The 16673-nt window shown below is 71.0% G+C and carries 15 protein-coding genes and 2 pseudogenes; 8 read left to right on the top strand and 9 right to left on the bottom strand.

The features are described 5' to 3' along the window. Position 1 precedes the first annotated feature (1 nt). Positions 2–361, bottom strand: a complete 360-nt coding sequence (locus ACFY9E_RS36210; RefSeq protein WP_003974383.1) for an NADH-quinone oxidoreductase subunit A — start codon at positions 359–361, stop codon at positions 2–4. 724 nt (positions 362–1085) lie between these two features. On the opposite strand from ACFY9E_RS36210, the gene ACFY9E_RS36205 reads away from it, so the two are divergent. Continuing rightward, positions 1086–1925: an NlpC/P60 family protein gene (locus ACFY9E_RS36205; RefSeq protein WP_390991809.1), complete on the top strand. Its 840-nt coding sequence runs from the start codon at positions 1086–1088 to the stop codon at positions 1923–1925. 694 nt (positions 1926–2619) lie between these two features. Here the strand turns inward: ACFY9E_RS36205 and ACFY9E_RS36200 are convergent. Next, complete coding sequence (locus tag ACFY9E_RS36200; RefSeq protein ID WP_390991806.1) at positions 2620–3912, bottom strand: geranylgeranyl reductase family protein; 1293 nt, start codon at positions 3910–3912, stop codon at positions 2620–2622. A 99-nt stretch (positions 3913–4011) separates the two neighbouring features. On the opposite strand from ACFY9E_RS36200, the gene ACFY9E_RS36195 reads away from it, so the two are divergent. Together ACFY9E_RS36195 and ACFY9E_RS36190 are read left to right on the top strand one after the other, a co-directional pair. Continuing rightward, on the top strand, positions 4012–4536 hold the full coding sequence (locus ACFY9E_RS36195; RefSeq protein ID WP_390991803.1) for a GNAT family N-acetyltransferase: 525 nt from the start codon (positions 4012–4014) through the stop codon (positions 4534–4536). 110 nt (positions 4537–4646) lie between these two features. Beyond that, positions 4647–4961: a PASTA domain-containing protein gene (locus ACFY9E_RS36190; RefSeq protein WP_390991930.1), complete on the top strand. Its 315-nt coding sequence runs from the start codon at positions 4647–4649 to the stop codon at positions 4959–4961. 5 nt (positions 4962–4966) lie between these two features. Here ACFY9E_RS36190 and ACFY9E_RS36185 read toward each other — a convergent pair whose 3' ends face one another. After that, on the bottom strand, positions 4967–5662 hold the full coding sequence (locus ACFY9E_RS36185; RefSeq protein ID WP_390991800.1) for a demethylmenaquinone methyltransferase: 696 nt from the start codon (positions 5660–5662) through the stop codon (positions 4967–4969). Next, a pseudogene (locus ACFY9E_RS36180) lies at positions 5659–5856 on the bottom strand (acyltransferase); the annotation flags it as partial. The pseudogene ACFY9E_RS36180 and the gene ACFY9E_RS36185, both read right to left, overlap by 4 nt. Before the next feature lie 15 nt (positions 5857–5871). Here ACFY9E_RS36180 and ACFY9E_RS36175 point away from each other — a divergent pair. After that, positions 5872–6614 (top strand): annotated as a pseudogene (locus ACFY9E_RS36175) (hydrolase); the annotation flags it as partial. 12 nt (positions 6615–6626) lie between these two features. On the opposite strand, the gene ACFY9E_RS36170 reads toward ACFY9E_RS36175, so the two are convergent. The 5 genes from ACFY9E_RS36170 to ACFY9E_RS36150 all read right to left on the bottom strand — a co-directional run bounded on the left by ACFY9E_RS36170 (position 6627) and on the right by ACFY9E_RS36150 (position 13458). Then, entirely contained in the window at positions 6627–7304 is a 678-nt protein-coding gene (locus ACFY9E_RS36170; RefSeq protein WP_390991797.1) for a hypothetical protein, read from the bottom strand. A 7-nt stretch (positions 7305–7311) separates the two neighbouring features. After that, complete coding sequence (mqnC, locus tag ACFY9E_RS36165) at positions 7312–8511, bottom strand: cyclic dehypoxanthinyl futalosine synthase (RefSeq protein ID WP_390991794.1); 1200 nt, start codon at positions 8509–8511, stop codon at positions 7312–7314. Positions 8512–8594: 83 nt separating this feature from the next. Continuing rightward, the gene (locus tag ACFY9E_RS36160) at positions 8595–9515 is read right to left on the bottom strand and encodes a type II CAAX prenyl endopeptidase Rce1 family protein (RefSeq protein ID WP_390991791.1); all 921 of its coding nucleotides are present in this window, start codon (positions 9513–9515) and stop codon (positions 8595–8597) included. Between the two features lie 230 nt (positions 9516–9745). Beyond that, positions 9746–10474 (bottom strand): prepilin peptidase, encoded by a 729-nt coding sequence (locus ACFY9E_RS36155; RefSeq protein WP_390991789.1) that lies wholly within the window; start codon positions 10472–10474, stop codon positions 9746–9748. Further along, positions 10471–13458 (bottom strand): BTAD domain-containing putative transcriptional regulator, encoded by a 2988-nt coding sequence (locus tag ACFY9E_RS36150; RefSeq protein WP_390991786.1) that lies wholly within the window; start codon positions 13456–13458, stop codon positions 10471–10473. The genes ACFY9E_RS36155 and ACFY9E_RS36150 overlap by 4 nt, the downstream gene beginning before the upstream one ends. Positions 13459–13811: 353 nt before the next feature. Between ACFY9E_RS36150 and ACFY9E_RS36145 the strand changes: the two genes are divergently transcribed. The 4 genes from ACFY9E_RS36145 to ACFY9E_RS36130 are packed head-to-tail and all read left to right on the top strand — an operon-like array spanning position 13812 to position 16599. Next, entirely contained in the window at positions 13812–14033 is a 222-nt protein-coding gene (locus tag ACFY9E_RS36145; RefSeq protein ID WP_390991783.1) for a hypothetical protein, read from the top strand. 33 nt (positions 14034–14066) lie between these two features. Beyond that, positions 14067–14840, top strand: a complete 774-nt coding sequence (locus tag ACFY9E_RS36140; RefSeq protein ID WP_390991780.1) for a hypothetical protein — start codon at positions 14067–14069, stop codon at positions 14838–14840. A 59-nt stretch (positions 14841–14899) separates the two neighbouring features. Continuing rightward, positions 14900–15550: a hypothetical protein gene (locus tag ACFY9E_RS36135; RefSeq protein WP_390991777.1), complete on the top strand. Its 651-nt coding sequence runs from the start codon at positions 14900–14902 to the stop codon at positions 15548–15550. After that, positions 15547–16599 (top strand): hypothetical protein, encoded by a 1053-nt coding sequence (locus tag ACFY9E_RS36130; RefSeq protein ID WP_390991775.1) that lies wholly within the window; start codon positions 15547–15549, stop codon positions 16597–16599. Before ACFY9E_RS36135 ends, ACFY9E_RS36130 begins: the two co-directional genes overlap by 4 nt. Positions 16600–16673 lie beyond the last annotated feature (74 nt).

Below are 16673 nucleotides of genomic sequence, written 5' to 3'. Positions count from 1 at the left end.
CTCAGTCCCATTCCAGGCCGCCGCGCCGCCATACGTACGCGTACGCGACGAAGACGGTGAGCACGAAGAGCAGCATCTCCACGAGCCCGAAGATCCCCAGGGCGTCGAAGGTGACGGCCCAGGGGTAGAGGAAGACGATCTCGATATCGAAAATGATGAAGAGCATCGCCGTCAGGTAGTACTTGATGGGGAAGCGCCCGCCGCCGGCCGGCGTGGGGGTCGGCTCGATACCGCACTCGTAGGCCTCGAGCTTGGCGCGGTTGTACCGCTTGGGCCCGATCAACGTGGCCATCACCACGGAGAAGATCGCAAAGCCTGCCCCGAGGGCTCCCAGTACGAGGATGGGCGCATAAGCGTTCACCGCTCCTCGCTCCTCTCAGTCGGCACTGACTGCTGGCGGTTTGCGTCGGGCTCACATCCGCCCCACCCGTTCCTCGAACCCCGCCCGCCCCGGCGAAGATCGGGAACATGTGAAGCAGGTCACAAGCCCAACCGCGTGCATCTTATGCCCGACGCTCTGTGATCTGCGACACGGGGTATTGCACAAGCTTTGTGATCTCCACCACCTGACGATCGATCATGAAGTCGGATGAGCGGTGATCTTCACACGCGAAGCGTCCGAGTGATCACGAGAGGTGACATTTTGGCTCGTCATCGCAGGCCGGAGGGGTCGTCTCAATATCAAGAGGGTTCTCTTGCATGCAAATTGGCGATGGACTTGATCTCTTGATAGAGGCGCGTTCACACGTCAGGGGGTGCGCGGGGCGGGGTGTGGACGCGTGCGCGCGTTCACGATCTCCGCGAGCCCGTGACCCGGCCGTGATCTACGCGCCGGTCCGCGGCCTTCGGGGCAACCGTTCCGTGACCTCCGTCACACCGATGAGAGGTCCGTGAGAACAGGGCTTGGCCAATCAGCCCAACCGGTGGTAGGCGCGGGGCAATTCGGGCGTATTGATCAAACACCGTGATCACAGGCTGGTCACGGTGCGCCCGCAATGTCCGTTAGGGCGTCAATAAAGGGGCTCGTCGGGGGTTTTTCAGGGCCCGGATGAACAACTGTGGCGCAGCACACGTTTCTTGAAGATATGAAGGAGCCCCTGGTACCGGTTATTCCCATGTCCCACACCGCTCACATACGCAGCCACCGGAAACCCCGCCGCAGCGCGACCTCCTCGATCGCCGTGCGTGCCGGAGTTGCCGGTGGCGTCCTCAGCATGGCGGCGGCAGGTGCGTCGGCTTCGGCGAGCGCCGCCGAGCCGGTGACGCAGACCATCGAACTGCCCACCCTGACGGCCGACCTGTCCGCTCAGGTGGCCCAGTCCGCGGCCGCCACCCAGCAGGCCGCCGCGAACTACGAGCTGCGCGCCGAGCGCGACGCGGCCGCCGCCAAGGCCGCCGCGGAGGCCAAGAAGGACCTCGCCGAGGCGAAGAAGAAGGCGGAGGCCAAGAAGAAGGCCGCCGAGGAGGCCCGCAAGGCCGCCGCCGAGCGCGCCACGCGCAGCGCCGAGCGCGCCACGCTCTCCGCCTCCGCGTCCGCGTCCACCTCCACGTCCGTGTCGGCGCCCGCCAGCGGCAGCGTCGCGACGGTCATCTCGTTCCTCAAGGCCCAGCTGGGCGACGCCTACGTCATGGGCGCCACCGGTCCGAACGCCTGGGACTGCTCCTCCCTCGTGCAGGCCGCGTACAAGCAGGTTGGTGTGGACCTGCCGCGCGTCTCGCAGGACCAGTCGATGGCCGGCACGGACGTCCCGCTGTCCAGCGTCCAGGTCGGCGACATCCTGTACTGGGGCGGCAAGGGCTCCGCGTACCACGTGGGCGTCTACATCGGGAACGGCCAGTACCTGGACGCGGCCAACCCCTCCAAGGGCGTCGTCATCCAGGACCTGTCGGGCTACCCGGCGTCGGGCGCGGTGCGCGTCCTCTGACGTCTCCGGCCGTCCGACACCTCCGCACGAACGGGCTTGAGGGCCGCTGCCACTTCGAGGCAACGGCCCTCCCGGCCTGTCCGGGGTCATCAGGCCCCGTGACCCCCCGGCCCGCCTCCGAGGCGCTCCAGGGGCTCCCAGGGCCCTTCTCGGGGGCACCTGGCACCGCCGTCCGCCCCATACGGCTCACGAATGCGCACTCCATGCCCGAATTGTCCTGAAAGGGCAGGGCATTGACGGCTCGCAGCCCGAACACCGCGCCGGGCGGCCCTCTTCCGGAACAGGCCGCCGGGCCTCACGGACCGGCTCCCCGCCTCGGCGGTCGGCCGCGGGCCGACAACCCGCACACGCCGCCGACCTCACAGGCGGGCCACCGGCAGCGTGGACCGGCCGCCACCAGCGCGGGCCGACAGGCGCTCAAGCCGTCCGGCATCGCGGGCCTGCCACCGGCCCCGTCGGCAAGCCGCCACCAGCCGGCGCAGGCCGGCAAGCCGCCCGGACCACCGGCACGGCGAGCCGACACCCGGCCCAAGCCGTCCACCATCACAGGCCGGCCACCCGCCCCGACCACCGGCACGGCGAGCCGGCACCCGGCCCAAGCCGTCCGCCGTCACAGGCCGGCCACCCGCCCCAGCCGTCGGCAGCGGGCGGGCCGACGAACCGTCAAGCCGCCCGCGCCGCCGGCCGGCCCCGCTCAGGCCTTCGGCGCCACCCTGCTCAGGCCGTTGATGATGCGGTCCATCGCGTCGCCGCCCGTCGGGTCGGTGAGGTTGGCGAGGAGCTTCAGGGTGAACTTCATCAGCAGGGGGTGCGTGAGGCCGCGCTGGGCCGCGATCTGCATGACCTTCGGGTTGCCGATGAGCTTCACGAAGGCGCGGCCGAGCGTGTAGTAGCCGCCGTAGGTGTCCTTCAGGACGCGCGGGTAGCGCTGGAGGGCCAGTTCGCGGCTCTCGGGGGTCGGCCGGGCGTGGGCCTGGACGATGACGTCGGCGGCGATCTGGCCGGATTCCATGGCGTAGGCGATGCCCTCGCCGTTGAAGGGGTTCACGAGGCCGCCGGCGTCGCCGACGAGCAGCAGGCCCTTGGTGTAGTGCGGCTGGCGGTTGAAGGCCATGGGGAGCGCGGCGCCGCGGATCGGGCCGGTCATGTTGTCGGGGGTGTAGCCCCAGTCCTCCGGCATGGACGCGCACCAGGCCTTCAGGACCTCGCGCCAGTCCAGCTCCTTGAAGGAGTCGGAGGTGTTGAGGACGCCCAGGCCGACGTTCGAGGTGCCGTCGCCCATGCCGAAGATCCAGCCGTAGCCGGGCAGGAGACGGTCCTCGGCGCCGCGGCGGTCCCACAGCTCCAGCCAGGACTCCAGGTAGTCGTCCTCGTGGCGCGGGCTGGTGAAGTACGTGCGCACCGCCACCCCCATCGGGCGGTCCTCGCGGCGGTGCAGGCCCATCGCCAGGGAGAGCCGGGTGGAGTTGCCGTCGGCGGCCACGACGAGCGGCGCGCGGAAGGTGACCTCCCGCTTCTCCTCACCGAGCTTGGCGTGCACGCCGGTGATGCGGCCGGTGCGGTCGTCGATGATCGGCGCGCCCACGTTGCAGCGCTCGAAGAGCCGGGCGCCGGCCTTCTGGGCCTGCCGGGCGAGCTGCTCGTCGAAGTCGTCGCGCTTGCGGACGAGGCCGTAGTCGGGGAAGGAGGCGAGATCCGGCCAGTCGAGCTGGAGCCGCACCCCGCCGCCGATGATGCGCAGGCCCTTGTTGCGCAGCCAGCCCGCCTCCTCCGAGATGTCGATGCCCATCGCCACGAGCTGCTTGACGGCACGCGGGGTGAGGCCGTCGCCGCAGACCTTCTCGCGTGGGAACTCGGTCTTCTCCAGCAGGAGGACGTCGAGTCCCGCCTTGGCGAGGTGGTAGGCGGTGGTGGAGCCGGCCGGCCCCGCGCCCACGACGATCACATCGGCGGTGTTCTCGGAGAGGGGCTCGGTCACGACGGTCACGGCGGGATCTCCCCAAGTTCGGAATCTTGCGTGCCGACCGGCACTGGACATGGGCAGTCTATGCAGCAGCATTCATCACCCGGCTGAAGGGCTGCCTCCGTGAACCGAGCTCTCCCCGCTGTGCGGCTTCGCGTCCCCACTCACGAGGACGCGTTCGCCTGGCACCGGATCTTCGACGACCCGGACGTCATGGAGTTCCAGGGCGGCAGGGCCGCGGAACTCTCGGTCTACGAGGAGCTCACCGCCCGCCAGCGCCGGCACGACGCCGAGCTCGGTTTCTGCCTGTGGACGGTGCTCGACGAGTCGGGGCAGGTCATCGGGTTCACGGGCGCCCAGCCGTGGGAGCGGGCCTGGGGCCCGGCGGGCGAGATCGAGATCGGCTGGCGGCTTGCGAGGGAGCACTGGGGCAAGGGGTACGTCACCGCGGCCGCGCGGCAGACGCTGGAACGGATGCGGGCGACCGGCGTACCGGGCGTCGTGGCGATGGTCGACGCCCGCAACCGCCGGTCCATCGCGGTGACCCGGCGCCTGGGGATGCGTCTCGCCGAGACGTTCACGACACCGGCCTCGCAGCGGACCGGGCACTGCTACCGGCTCGACCTCCAGGTAGCTGACGCACAGTAGTCGACTGTCACAGAAAGACACCCGTCGCTTCCGGCCGGTGCGGGGCGGGAGTTACCCTTCCCGTACCGCTGGGGGTGACATCTGTGCACATATCCCGCAAGACACCCGACGTGCGCGTCCCGCGCCTGGTCGGCCTGATGGCCGTGGACGCGCGGGAGACGGCCCGGGCACAGGGTCTGCTCCTCAACGCGCCGGACCGGCCCGACTTCCACCTCGCCGTCGTCGACTACGTCGTACGCCAGTACCCGCAGGCCGGAGCCGAGGTGCCGCGGGACTCGATGGTCTACGTGTGGTTCGACTTCGGCCCGGGCGAGGGCGGCGGGGGCGTGCACGAACCGCGGGTGCCGCGACCGCCCCGGGGCGGACTCCAGCGGGAGCTGGACGAGCCGGGCGACGGCCCGTACCGGGTGCTCAGCCCCCGCTAGAGCGATCAGCCCTGCTTGAAGCCCCGGTGCAGGGCGACGATTCCGCCGCTCAGGTTGCGCCAGGCCACCCGGGACCAGCCGGCCTTGCCCAGCCGCTCGGCCAGGGCGGGCTGGTCGGGCCAGGCGCGGATGGACTCGGCGAGGTAGACGTAGGCGTCGGGGTTGGACGAGACGGCCCGGGCGACCGGCGGCAGGGCGCGCATCAGGTACTCGGTGTAGACCGTGCGGAACGGCGCCCACGTCGGGTGTGAGAACTCGCAGATCACGATCCGCCCGCCGGGCCGGGTCACCCGGTGCATCTCGCGCAGCGCGGCGTCCGTGTCCTGCACGTTGCGCAGCCCGAAGGAGATGGTGACGGCGTCGAAGCTGTCGTCCTTGAAGGGCAGCCGCGTCGCGTCGCCTGCGGTGTAGGGCAGCCAGGGCCGGCGCTGCTTGCCGACCTGGAGCATGCCCTGGGAGAAGTCGCACGGGACGACGTAGGCGCCGGTGCGGGCGAAGGGCAGCGAGGAGGTCCCCGTGCCGGCCGCCAGGTCGAGGATCTTCTGCGCCGGGCGCGCGTCGACCGCCTTGGCGACCTCCTTGCGCCATCGCCGGTCCTGGCCGAGGGACAGCACGTCGTTGGTCAGGTCGTACCGTTCCGCCACGTCGTCGAACATCGAGGCGACTTCGTGCGGCTGCTTGTCCAGGGATGCGCGGGTCACGGGCCCATTCTTGCAGCACCCCCTCCGGGCAGGAGCCGCGGCTTCTTCCGTGCCGCCACGTCCTCGACCCAGCCGCACAACAGCACGGGCACCGCGATCAGCACCCAGCCCACGCCGAACATGAACCACTGGCTGTCCAGCGGCAGGTACACCTCGGAGGCGGGCACGTCCCAGAACCGGTCGATCAGCGGCAGGAACGGCACGCACGCCAGGCCATCGGTGATGCGGCCGTCGCCTCCCGCGTCGCGCAGCTCAAAAAGGACGGTGCCCGGGTCCGGGTCTCCTTCGGCGGCGCCTCCGGCAAGGAACTCGCGGTGAACTGCGACAGCGCGCCGGAGCCGGCGGCGGCGTACGGCAAGGCCCTCGACGCGGCCGGCGCCACCCTGGCCGACTTCGACATCGAGGACGACGAACTCGCCGACTCCGCCTCGATCGCGCTGCGTTCGGAGGCGATCGCCCGGTTGCAGGAGGAACGGGCCGGACCGGAGGTCTCGTTCACCCTGCCGGTGATGCCCGGGGGCCTGGACGAGGACGGGCTCGCCCTGCTCGCCTCCCCCAATGACCACGGCGTACAGGTCTCCACCGTCACCCTCATGACGAGGAACTACGGCTCGTCGTACGACGGTGACATGGGCGGCTACGCCCTCACGGCCGCGAGGCCGCGCGCACCCGGCTGAGGAAGGTCTTCGGCACGTCGGACGCGGCCGCCTGGCAGGGCATGGCGCTCACCTCGATGATCGGCGTCAACGACGTCGCCGCCGAGACGTTCACCCTCGCGGACGCCGCCGAGGTCCGCGCGTTCGCCGAGGAGAAGGGCATCGCCTGGGTGTCGATGTGGTCGACGGCCCGGGACCGGCAGTGCGCGGACGACTCCGGCTCGGCGAAGGCGGCGACGGACTGCGGCGGGGTGACGCAGGAGACGGGGGCCTTCGGGAAGGCGTTCGCGGGCTGACCCGTCCCTGGGTCAGCGGGCCCGGTACACCAGCCGGCCGGCCAGCACGGTCGCCACACAGGTGGCCGCGCCGCGCTCCCGCAGGGCCGTCTCGTCGGGTACGTCGAACACCGCCAGGTCGGCCCGGCCGCCGACGGCCAACGGGCCGTGGACGGTACCCGCGAGGTCGTACCCCTCGGCGAACGGGTCGAGGTCGGGCCGCTCCCCGAGCAGCGTGCCGGGCGCCTTCGTGGTCCCCACGACGGTCAGTCCGGACCGGGCGACGGCCGTGGCCACCAGCGGATCGCGGAAGCGTGCACCGGGTGAGGCGACCGCCGTCGTGCCGTGGCGCAGCATCCGCTGCACACCGCGCCGCACGCTGCCCGACCAGCGGGTCTCGGTGAGGTCGCCCAAGGCCGCCAGCCGCTCGCCCCACAGGGGCTCTTCGCCCAGCTCGTCGGCTTCGCGCGGGTCGGGGTGGTAGCAGTGGCGCAGCAGCCACAGCGGGTGCCACTGCCGCAGACCCGGGGTGAGCACGCCCGGCCAGCGCCGCACCCGCGCGCCCGGTGCACGGTCGACGGCGTCCTCGTACGGCTCGACGGCGATGATCCGGTCACCGTCCACCACGACGGCTCCGTCCACGACGGCTCCGTCCACGCCCGGTGCGCCGCCCGCCGGCAGGACCAGCGGGGCGGCGTGGATCGTCAGCACCGTCGGGTCAGTTGGGGGCCAGCAGCTTCAGCTCGGGGTGAGCCGTGCCGCCTTCGATGGCCGTGGAGGAGATGTGCGAGACCACGCGGTCGTCGACCGGGTCGTTCGCCGGGTCGTCGTGGACGACGAGGTGCTCGTACGTGGTCGCGCGCTGGGCGGGCACGCGGCCCGCCTTCCGGATCAGATCGATGATCTCCATCCGGTTGGACCGGTGCTTGGCACCGGCCGACGACACCACGTTCTCCTCCAGCATGATCGAGCCGAGGTCGTCGGCGCCGTAGTGCAGGGAGAGCTGCCCGACCTCCTTGCCCGTGGTCAGCCACGAGCCCTGGATGTGGGCGATGTTGTCCATGAACAGCCGCGCGATGGCGATCATCCGCAGGTACTCGAAGAGCGTCGCCTGCGTGCGGCCCTTCAGGTGGTTGTTCTCCGGCTGGTAGGTGTACGGGATGAAGGCGCGGAAGCCGCCCGTGCGGTCCTGGACGTCCCGGATCATCCTCAGGTGCTCGATGCGCTCGGCGTTGGTCTCGCCGGTGCCCATGAGCATGGTGGAGGTGGATTCCACGCCCAGGTTGTGCGCGATCTCCATGATCTCCAGCCAGCGCTCGCCGGACTCCTTCAGCGGGGCGATGGCCTTGCGGGGCCGCTCGGGCAGCAGTTCGGCACCGGCACCGGCGAAGGAGTCGAGGCCGGCGGCGTGAATACGCCGGATCGCCTCCTCGACGGACACCTTCGAGATCCGGGCCATGTGCTCGACCTCGGACGCCCCCAGGCTGTGGATGACCAGCTGCGGGAATTCCTTCTTGATCGCCGCGAAGTGCTTCTCGTAGTACTCGACGCCGTAGTCCGGGTGGTGCCCGCCCTGGAACATGATCTGGGTGCCGCCGAGCTCGACGGTCTCCGCGCACCGGCGCAGGATGTCGTCCAGGTCACGCGTCCAGCCCTTGGCGGTGTCCTTGGGAGCGGCGTAGAACGCGCAGAACCGGCACGCCGTCACGCAGACGTTCGTGTAGTTGATGTTGCGCTCGATGATGTACGTCGCGATGTGCTCGGTGCCGGCGTACCGGCGGCGGCGCACGGCGTCGGCGGCGGCGCCCAGCGCGTGCAGCGGGGCGTCCCGGTACAGCACGAGCGCTTCGTCCGGGGTGATCCGCCCACCGGCGGCTGCACGGTCGAGGATGGGCTGAAGGTCGGCCTTCTCGGTCACCGGGCGTCCCTTTCGTAAGGGTTGTGGACGGACCAGCCCAGCGTACGCCAGGGGTTCGGCGGGCTGGATCGGCGGGCTGGACGTCAGGCCGTTCGGGCGGGGCCGGGGTACTCCGGGTACGGGGTGGGCGTCGGCGCCGGGGGCGAGAGGCGCTGCGGCCTGCGACGCCGGGCGAACCACAGCACGATCGCGGCGTAGAGCAGGTCGGTGGCCATGGCCGCGAGGGCCAGCGACCAGGGCGCGTCGGCCGCGGTCTCGTCCGAGGACAGTCCGTCGACGACCGCGGCGGAGGCGCCGAAGGCCAGCAGGTTGTTCAGGACGTGCAGGGCGATGGCCGCTTCCAGTCCGCCGGTGCGGATCGTGAGCAGTCCCGCCACCAGGCCGTTCACCAGCAGACCGAGGAACCCCCATCGGGTGCCCCAGCCGTGCGCCGCGGCGAACAGCACGGCCTGCGGGATCACCGCGAGCCACGGCGAGCGCACGAACGCCCCCACCGCCTGGGTCAGCCAGCCGCGGAAGACGTACTCCTCGGCCGCGGCCTGCAACGGGACGAGGGCGGCCAGCACGGCCATGGCCGCGAGGAAGGAGCGCCAGCCCACCCATGTCTCGGACTGGCCGGAGTCGCCGGAGTCGCCCGGCAGGAGGAAGGCCGTCACCGTGAGCAGCAGGATGGGCAGCAGCCCGGCCAGCAGACACCACCCGAGCCAGCCGATCCGCAGCCGCCCGGTCACCGACGAGACGGTTCCGACCGGCCGTCTCGCCGGCCACAGCGTGGCCAGCAGCACCAGGGGCAGGGCTATCGCGATGGCCAGCAGATCCGTCGCCGTGTTCCCGAGCGGCCCTAAATCGGCACCCCCGTCCGGCAGTTCCGGCAACCCGGCCATCGTCCCGAGCACGTAGGAGGCGACGAGCAGCACGATGACCAGCACGGAGTAGCCGCAGACCAAAAGCAGCGTGCCGACCAACGGCCGCCACCAGCGGTGCCGGCCTGTGGTGCGGTCCATGCGGTGGTAGGGGTGGCCGGCGGGGTCGGGGGCCGGGACTGCGGGGTACGGGGTGGGGCCGGTGGGGTACGGGGTCGGGCCGGTGGGATATGAGGATGCGTTTGTCATGATCAGCATCATTACAGTGCCGGTTGCGCAGACGGGACTGTTCGCGGCCGTCGTCGTGTTCGGCACGGTGAGCGCCGTCGTACGGCTGCGGCGGATGATCCCAGCGCCGGGGGGCGGCGTCGTCAGGCCGTGTACGCGCCCACGAGGAGGCCCAGGAACGCTCCCGTGATCAGGAACGGGCCGAAGGGGATGGCTGTCTTGCGGGTGGCCCGGCGGGCGATCACCAGGGCGGCGCCGTACAGCGCGCCCAGGAGAAAGCCGGCGAAGGTGCCCAGCATGACCGTCGGCCAGCCGTACCAGCCGAGGGCGGCGCCCGCGCCGAGGGCGAGTTTGACGTCGCCGAAGCCCATGCCCGCCGGGTTGATGAGGAACAGGACGAAGTAGCCGCCGCCCAGGGCGAGGGAGCCGAGCAGGGCGGTCGTCCAGACGCCCGCGTGTTCGGGGACGAGGGCGGTGAGGCCGAGCAGGGCGAGTGCGGCACCGGCGAAGGGAAGGGTGAGCGGGTCGGGCAGGCGCCGTACGCGGAAGTCGACGACCGTGAGCAGCACGCCGACCGGAGCGAGCAGCAGCCAGACCCCGAGCTCGGGGCGGGTGCCGGTCGCGGCGGCGACGGCGGCGCAGACGAGGGCGGTGGCGATCACCAGGGGGGTCGTACGGGGTCCGTATCCGGTCGCCGCGCACTCCGGGCACGCCGCCCGCCCCAGCCAGCCCCTCACGGCGTGCCCGTCCGGGCACTCCTTCCGCCAGGCCTCCCCCGAGGGCGCCGAGAACCGGTAGGCCGCGCGCGGCAGCAGCACACCCGCCGCCGCGCCCCACAGCGCGGCGGCGACGACCAGCAGCCCGGTGCTCATCCCGCCGCGGCGATCGCGTCGCGCCAGGCCGGCAGCAGCTCGTCGAGCAGCGCCTCCGTGCGCGGCGGCAGCCCGCGCGCACCACTGCGGGCGACGAGGTCGGCGGCCAGGGACTGGAGGCGGCCCTCGTCACCCATGGCGTGGGTGGCGCGCAGCAGCTCGTGCCACAGGCGCTCGTCGGCCGGAGCGGTGCGCAAGGCCGCGTTCAGCGCCTCGATGGCCTTCTCCGCACGGTCCTTCTCCATGTGGAACTCGCACAGCGCGAGCCCGGTGTCCGCGACGAGCAGCGGCAGTTGGGCGTCGACGATCTCGTGGGTGAGCCACCGGTAGCGGCCCTCGGGCCGGTCGGCGAGCAGCGGCCCGCGCACCAGCACCAGCGCGTCCGTGAGCAGCCGCCCGCGCACGGCCCGGCTGCCGACGCCCTTGCCCTGCGTGGCCTCGTGGTAGAGCGACCGCAGCACGTCCAGGTCGGAGACGACCGTCTTGGCGAGCGTGAGCCGGCCGGAACGGTCGGTGGCGAGGCGGGGCGTGCCGTCGGGGCCGGTGCCGAGCCACTCGCGCAGCCGGTCCAGCAGCGCGTCGCGCACGTCGTCGGTGACACCGCGCGGCCACAGCGCGGAGGACAGTACGCGCGGGTGCACGCCCTCGCGGTGCAGGAGCAGCAGGGCGAGCGCCTCGTGCAGCAGCGCGCTGCGCTCCCCGTCCGGGTTGTCCAGGCCGATGATCTCGTACGGCCCGACGAGCCGGGCGTACACGGCCGGCCGGCCCTGCTCGCTGATGTCGACGAGGAACGGCGGGGTGGTCGCCGGCCTGTCGGTGTCGCGCTCCGGGTCGGCCTCGACGAACAGTTGGACCACGGCCCGCTGCTGGGCGGCCGGCAGCAACTGGGCGTCCAGTTCGAGGCCGAGGAGGGGCGCGAGCAGCTTGCCCTGGCCGGTGATCTCCATCTCCCAGGCGGCGCCCGGCAGATCACCGGTCTCGGTGCCGACGAGGTAACCGATGCCGAGCCGGCTCGCGTCGGCGGCGAGTTCGGCGAGCTTGACCGCGTCCTCGGCGGACGGCTGGGCGGCGAGCAGGACGAGGTGCGGGGCCCAGCGGGTGTGCTGGGCGGGCCCGGTGCGCCCGGTGAGGACGGAGTCGTGCCCGGCGGCACCCAGGGCTCCGCGCCGCTGCCGCGTCTCGGCCTCCATGGTCTCGACGAGCGCCTCGATGTCCTCGAGGTGCCGGATCCGGTTGGGGGCGAGCGGGGTGAGGTCCTCCCCGAAGCCGACGAGCGTGATGGTCATGCGGTCGGACCAGCCGTTGGTGGCCAACTCGGCGGCGACGGACGCGAAGACGGCGGCCCGGTCGGCCTCCCGGCCGCTCAGCGACACGATGCCGGGCACGGCCTCCAGGTTGAGCAGCAGCCGCGAGTCGTCCATGGTGCCGAGGCTGACCAGGCCCGGGTAGGGCGCGGCCGTGTCGACGTCTTCGTAGCGCTCGGCGTCGGTCCGGGAGAGCATCCAGAAGGTCTGGTCCTGCCCCTGCTGCCAGGGAGCAGGGGGCTTCCCGGCGGGCTGGGCGAGCTGGAGGTGCAGGTCACCGTTGCTGAGCCAGGCCGCGTACACGACCGGCAGCGCCCGCGACTCCTCGGCGAGGGAGGCGGCGAGACCGCGCAGGGACCGGTCGAGCAGCCGCACGCCCTCGGGGTCGGCGCCGACGAGCAGCGCGTCCTGCACGTCCTGCGCGTCCCCGCTCGGCGTGGGCGGCTCCATGCCGCGCCGCCCGCCGATGGAGCCGAACGCCGACTGCCACAGCGCCTGCCGGCGCCGCCGGCCCAGGGCGCCGAGGAGACCGGCGGCGAGGAGGGGCGCGGCGAGGAGGGCTTCGGGAAGGCCGAAGGAACTCTCGGACTCGGCGCCGACGGCCGTCGCCTGCTGGTGCCCCGCCTCGTGGGCGGGCCGCTGCTGCTCGGGGACGGACACCTGGGTGGCGCCGCCTCCTTGCGCCTGGTCGCTTCCGCCCTGGGCACCGCCTCCGCCCTGGGCGTGATCCCCGGTCCGCGCGTAGTCGGAGATCTGCTGCTGGACGTCCGGCGACACGTTGGGCGCCTCGTCGGGCATCTCGACGAGCTCGCCGCCGCGGGCGTCGCCCGGCATCTCCATGATCCAGCCGGGCCGGATGAGACTGGCCTCGGAGAGCTTGGACCCGTCCGGCTGCACGCGGTCCTTGTTGAGCTCGAAGATCTCCTTGTAACGGCGTCCGTCACCCAGGTGCCGTTGGGCTATCTCCCAGAGGGAGTCGTGGTGACGCCCCTCGGGCGGCTGGATCCGGTAGTACTTCGTGTCGCCCTGTTTGGCGGTGCTGCCACCGGCGTCGGCGTGGGCGGCGGCGTGCGAGGCCTGCTCGGCGAGGGCCGCTGCGGCACCGGAGGCCTGCTCCTGCTGCTGGGCGAAGAGCCCGGGGGTCGCCTGGGCGGCGGCGACGGTCGGCTTCTGGTTGGCGTCGTAGCCCTGCCCGAGCTGTGACAGCCCGGGCGTGAAGCTGGCGGCGGTGGCGCCGACCAGCAGCAGCGCGGCGACGAGCTGCCGCGCGAGCAACTGACTCGGCCCGGCGCCGGGCACCCGTCCGGGCACGCCGACACCCGACAGCGCGGCCTTCATCTCCACGAGCACACACGCCGTGAACTGCGCCCACGCCAGCCACACGATGACGGTGAGGATGTTCAGGAACGTGTGAACGGTGATCTCTTGCTGCAACCAGTCGAAACTCGGCACCCCGCTCGGCAGCGGCCACCCGATCTGCGTGGCCAGCGCCCCCGGCACGCCGACGAGCAGCACGGCCAGGGCGACGAAGGCGAAGAACGCCTTGACGAAGTCCCCGAACGACCTCCGCCGCATCCTCACCGGCTGCGGCGTCCGGTTCCTGGGGGTGCCCGTGGTCCCTGTCGTTCCCGTCGTACTTCCCGTCGAGCTTGACGAGCTTGAGGTGCGGCGTCGCGACATGGCGGGTGTCCTGGGGTCGTGTGTGGAGTGAGGTGAGGCCGAGCTGTGGGGTAGGGGGTGTGCTGAGCCTACAGAGATCTTATGGACTCTCATTGGGGGCGTCGAAGGGAAGAGGGAGGGAACTCCACTGACGTCCGGTTTGCCCCTGCAGCCGCAGACAGTTGCTTCGGCGACCGGGCAACCAGGAGCTCCCTCTTCGCAACTGCCATGCAGTCTCGTCACGTTCCCCACACAACCACTCAAGGTCGCCCAGGGGACATTACGGGCCACTGATAGCTTCATTCTCTGTTGCACACACCGAACTTCGGGGGGACAAGCCGTGGGCCCGCCGCGCTCCGACCACCACAGCCGCCGTGTTCGCCTCGACGGCGGCACTTCTGTTCACCGCGTGCGGCGGTGGCGGCGACAAGTCGTCGGACGACATCAAGGGAGCGGGCGCGGAGTCGAGTCCGCCGGCTTCGGCCTCCGCCTCGACGCCGTCCGGCGTCAAGCGCCCCGGCGGCGACCTGCCGGACGGCACCTTCGAGACCGCACAGGACATGAACGTCCAGGACATCCAGTCGATCAACCGCTGAGTGACTCAGGCGGAGTGACGGTGAAGGAAGGGCATGGGCGAGGAACCCGAGCGCTACCGGGTCGAGTTCGCGAGTGGAACCGCCGCCTCGGTGGCGAAGCGGCGCTCCTTTCGGGACCTCGAACGCAACGACATCGAGCGGGACCTGCCCGGCTGGCCGTCCAGACCCGTTTTCAGGGTGCGAGGGTTCTTCGGCAGGCTCGGCCAGTACGTGCTCACCGCCGTCACCGGCCTCATGATGCTCCCGCTTCACCTCATCGCCGACGCCCTCGGCAGCCCCGTGTCGCCCGAGAAGCGGGGAAAGCTGGAGGAGCGCGAGAACGAGGTCGCCGACTTCCCCGTCATGCGGGCGGGCGTGGGTGAGACGGCTCGTACGCTGCCCTGGCAGCTCGACCCCTCCCGGCGTTCCTGGCGCACGGTGACCGAGATCCAACTGGCGGAGCCGGACGGGCTGGTGCGCATCTGGTCGTACGAGGACACGGCGCGAGGCAGTCGCCACGTCTCCTGGGGTGGCGGCGGGAAGACTCCGGGATCCGCGGCTGTCCTTTGGTCGTTGCCGCGGAGCGAGATCGTCGGCGCGGAGATCAAGCGATTCAGCAGGGCCGAGTCCGACTTCAAGCTCTCGTTCCGGGATGGCTCGTGGGCCCGGCTGACGAGCTCGCCGCACGGTGCCCGGAGGATCGTCGCTCTGCTCAGTCAGGGGATCCCTGAAGGTCGTCACCCGGCTCGAGCGGCACCGTTCGCAACCGCCACGCCACACTCCTCACCTCCCCCACACGATCCCCCACTGCCTCCCATGGCGCCATGACTCACCCCTGATAGCTTCGTTCCCTGTCGCGTACACCGAAACTACGGGGGAGATCAACTGTGGCCCGCCGCGCTCTGACCACCACTGCCGCAGCGTTCGCCACGACGGCGGCGTTGCTCCTGACCGCCTGCGGCGGGAGCGACGGTTCGTCATCGGACGACATCAAGGGTGCGGGCAACGGCTCGAGCAGCCCATCGGTCTCCGCCTCGCCATCCGCGGAATCCGGCGTCAAGCGCCCGGTGATCAAGCTCCCCAGCAGCTTCCAGCTGACCTTCGAGAACTGGACCAGCAGCGACCCGGTTGAGCAGGCGGTGCTGAACGACGGCAGGGAACAGCTCCGGGCGGGGTACGAGGCGATCATCGAGAACGACCCCGACAGCAAGGACCGTGCCTTCTACGACACGAAGAACGGCTTCCTGCAGAGCCAGCAGTGGATCAGGACCTACACGGACAAGAACCTCACCGTCATCGGCAAGTTGCCCGTGTTCGACCCCAAGGTGACCCTCGCCAAGGACAAGGCAGCGGCGTCCCTGTCCTACTGCACCGATGAGAGCAAGGCCAGCACGAAGAACCGCGAGACCGGCGAGGTCAAGGGGAACCCGGCGGGCACGGACCCCGAGGTCGTCTACGTGATCTCCATGGGCAAGAACGCCCAGGGCGTGTGGCAGGCGGTGTCCGCCCATTCGGAGCGGGGTGGCTGCGCCAAGTGAGGTCCTCACGCGCATCTCGGCCCCTCACGGTCCTCTCGCTCACCTCCGCCCTCCTCGCACCCGCGCCTGCTCTAGCCCTTGGCGGCGAAGGCAGTTACGGCGGCGGGGCCAAGAACAACGAGATCTCCGCTTCCGCCTCGCAGTCCCGGATCAAGGTCAGCCAGGTGAGCGGCCCCACCGGCGGCAAGCAGGGCAATGTCGCCTCGACGGACGTCAACTGGAAGCCGCCGCCGTGCTGGTACGAACCCGTCTTCACCCCCGAGCAGTTGAAGAACTTCTCGGAGAACGACGGCAGCGGTGACGCCGGTCTGCGTGACGGCTGGTACGGATCGAAACTCTGGACCGACCACTTCAGGGACGAGAAGGACGCCACCACGATCTTCACCAAGCCGGCCACGGTGAAGGGGTACAAGAACTACAACCTCGGCAAGGACGGCTACTTCTGGCGCGGAGTGGCTCCGGACGTCACCGAGATCGACAACACCTCGCTGTGCAGCCGGCTGATGTTCTGGCAGGACGCCGGCACGATCCCCGACGACCCCAATGCCCCCACGCCCGAGACCCTCGCCGACTACGCCTATGACAAGGTGAAGGTCCCCGAGACCGAGGTGGAGCTGAAGCCGGCGGCCAGGTCGACGGTGAATCTGCCGACCTGGGTCTGGCTGGACAAGGGCACCTTCAAGGAGGTCAAGGTCCGCGCCGAGCTACCCGGCACGGGCCTGTGGGCGGAGACGACGGCCAAGCCCGTCGCCCTCCACCTGGACCCGGGCACCAAGGACGCCGAAGTCCTCCCCGCGTCGAGCGACTGCGAGATCAACGACGACGGCTCCATCGGCACCCCGTACACCAAGGGCGCCGCCGACAAGACCCCGCCGTGCGGCATCCGCTACCTCCACGCGACCGACGGCACCCCGTACCAGCTGTCGGCCAGCGTCACCTGGCAGATCACCTGGGAGGGCTCCGACGGCTCCGGCGGCGACCTGCCGGACGGCACCTTCGAGACCACGCAGGACATGAACGTCCAGGAGATCCAGTCGATCAACCGCTGACGCGCCACTCGGTGTACGAGTCCTCAGGCGGGCGGGTTTTCGTAGGCGTGGTCGTCAGGCGCGCGTGAGCAGGG

The sequence above is a fragment of the Streptomyces sp. NPDC012466 genome (assembly GCF_042955215.1).
GTDB lineage: Bacteria > Actinomycetota > Actinomycetes > Streptomycetales > Streptomycetaceae > Streptomyces.
The sequence above is the reverse complement of the archived record's forward strand: the minus strand, read 5'-3'. Positions and strand labels throughout refer to the sequence as shown.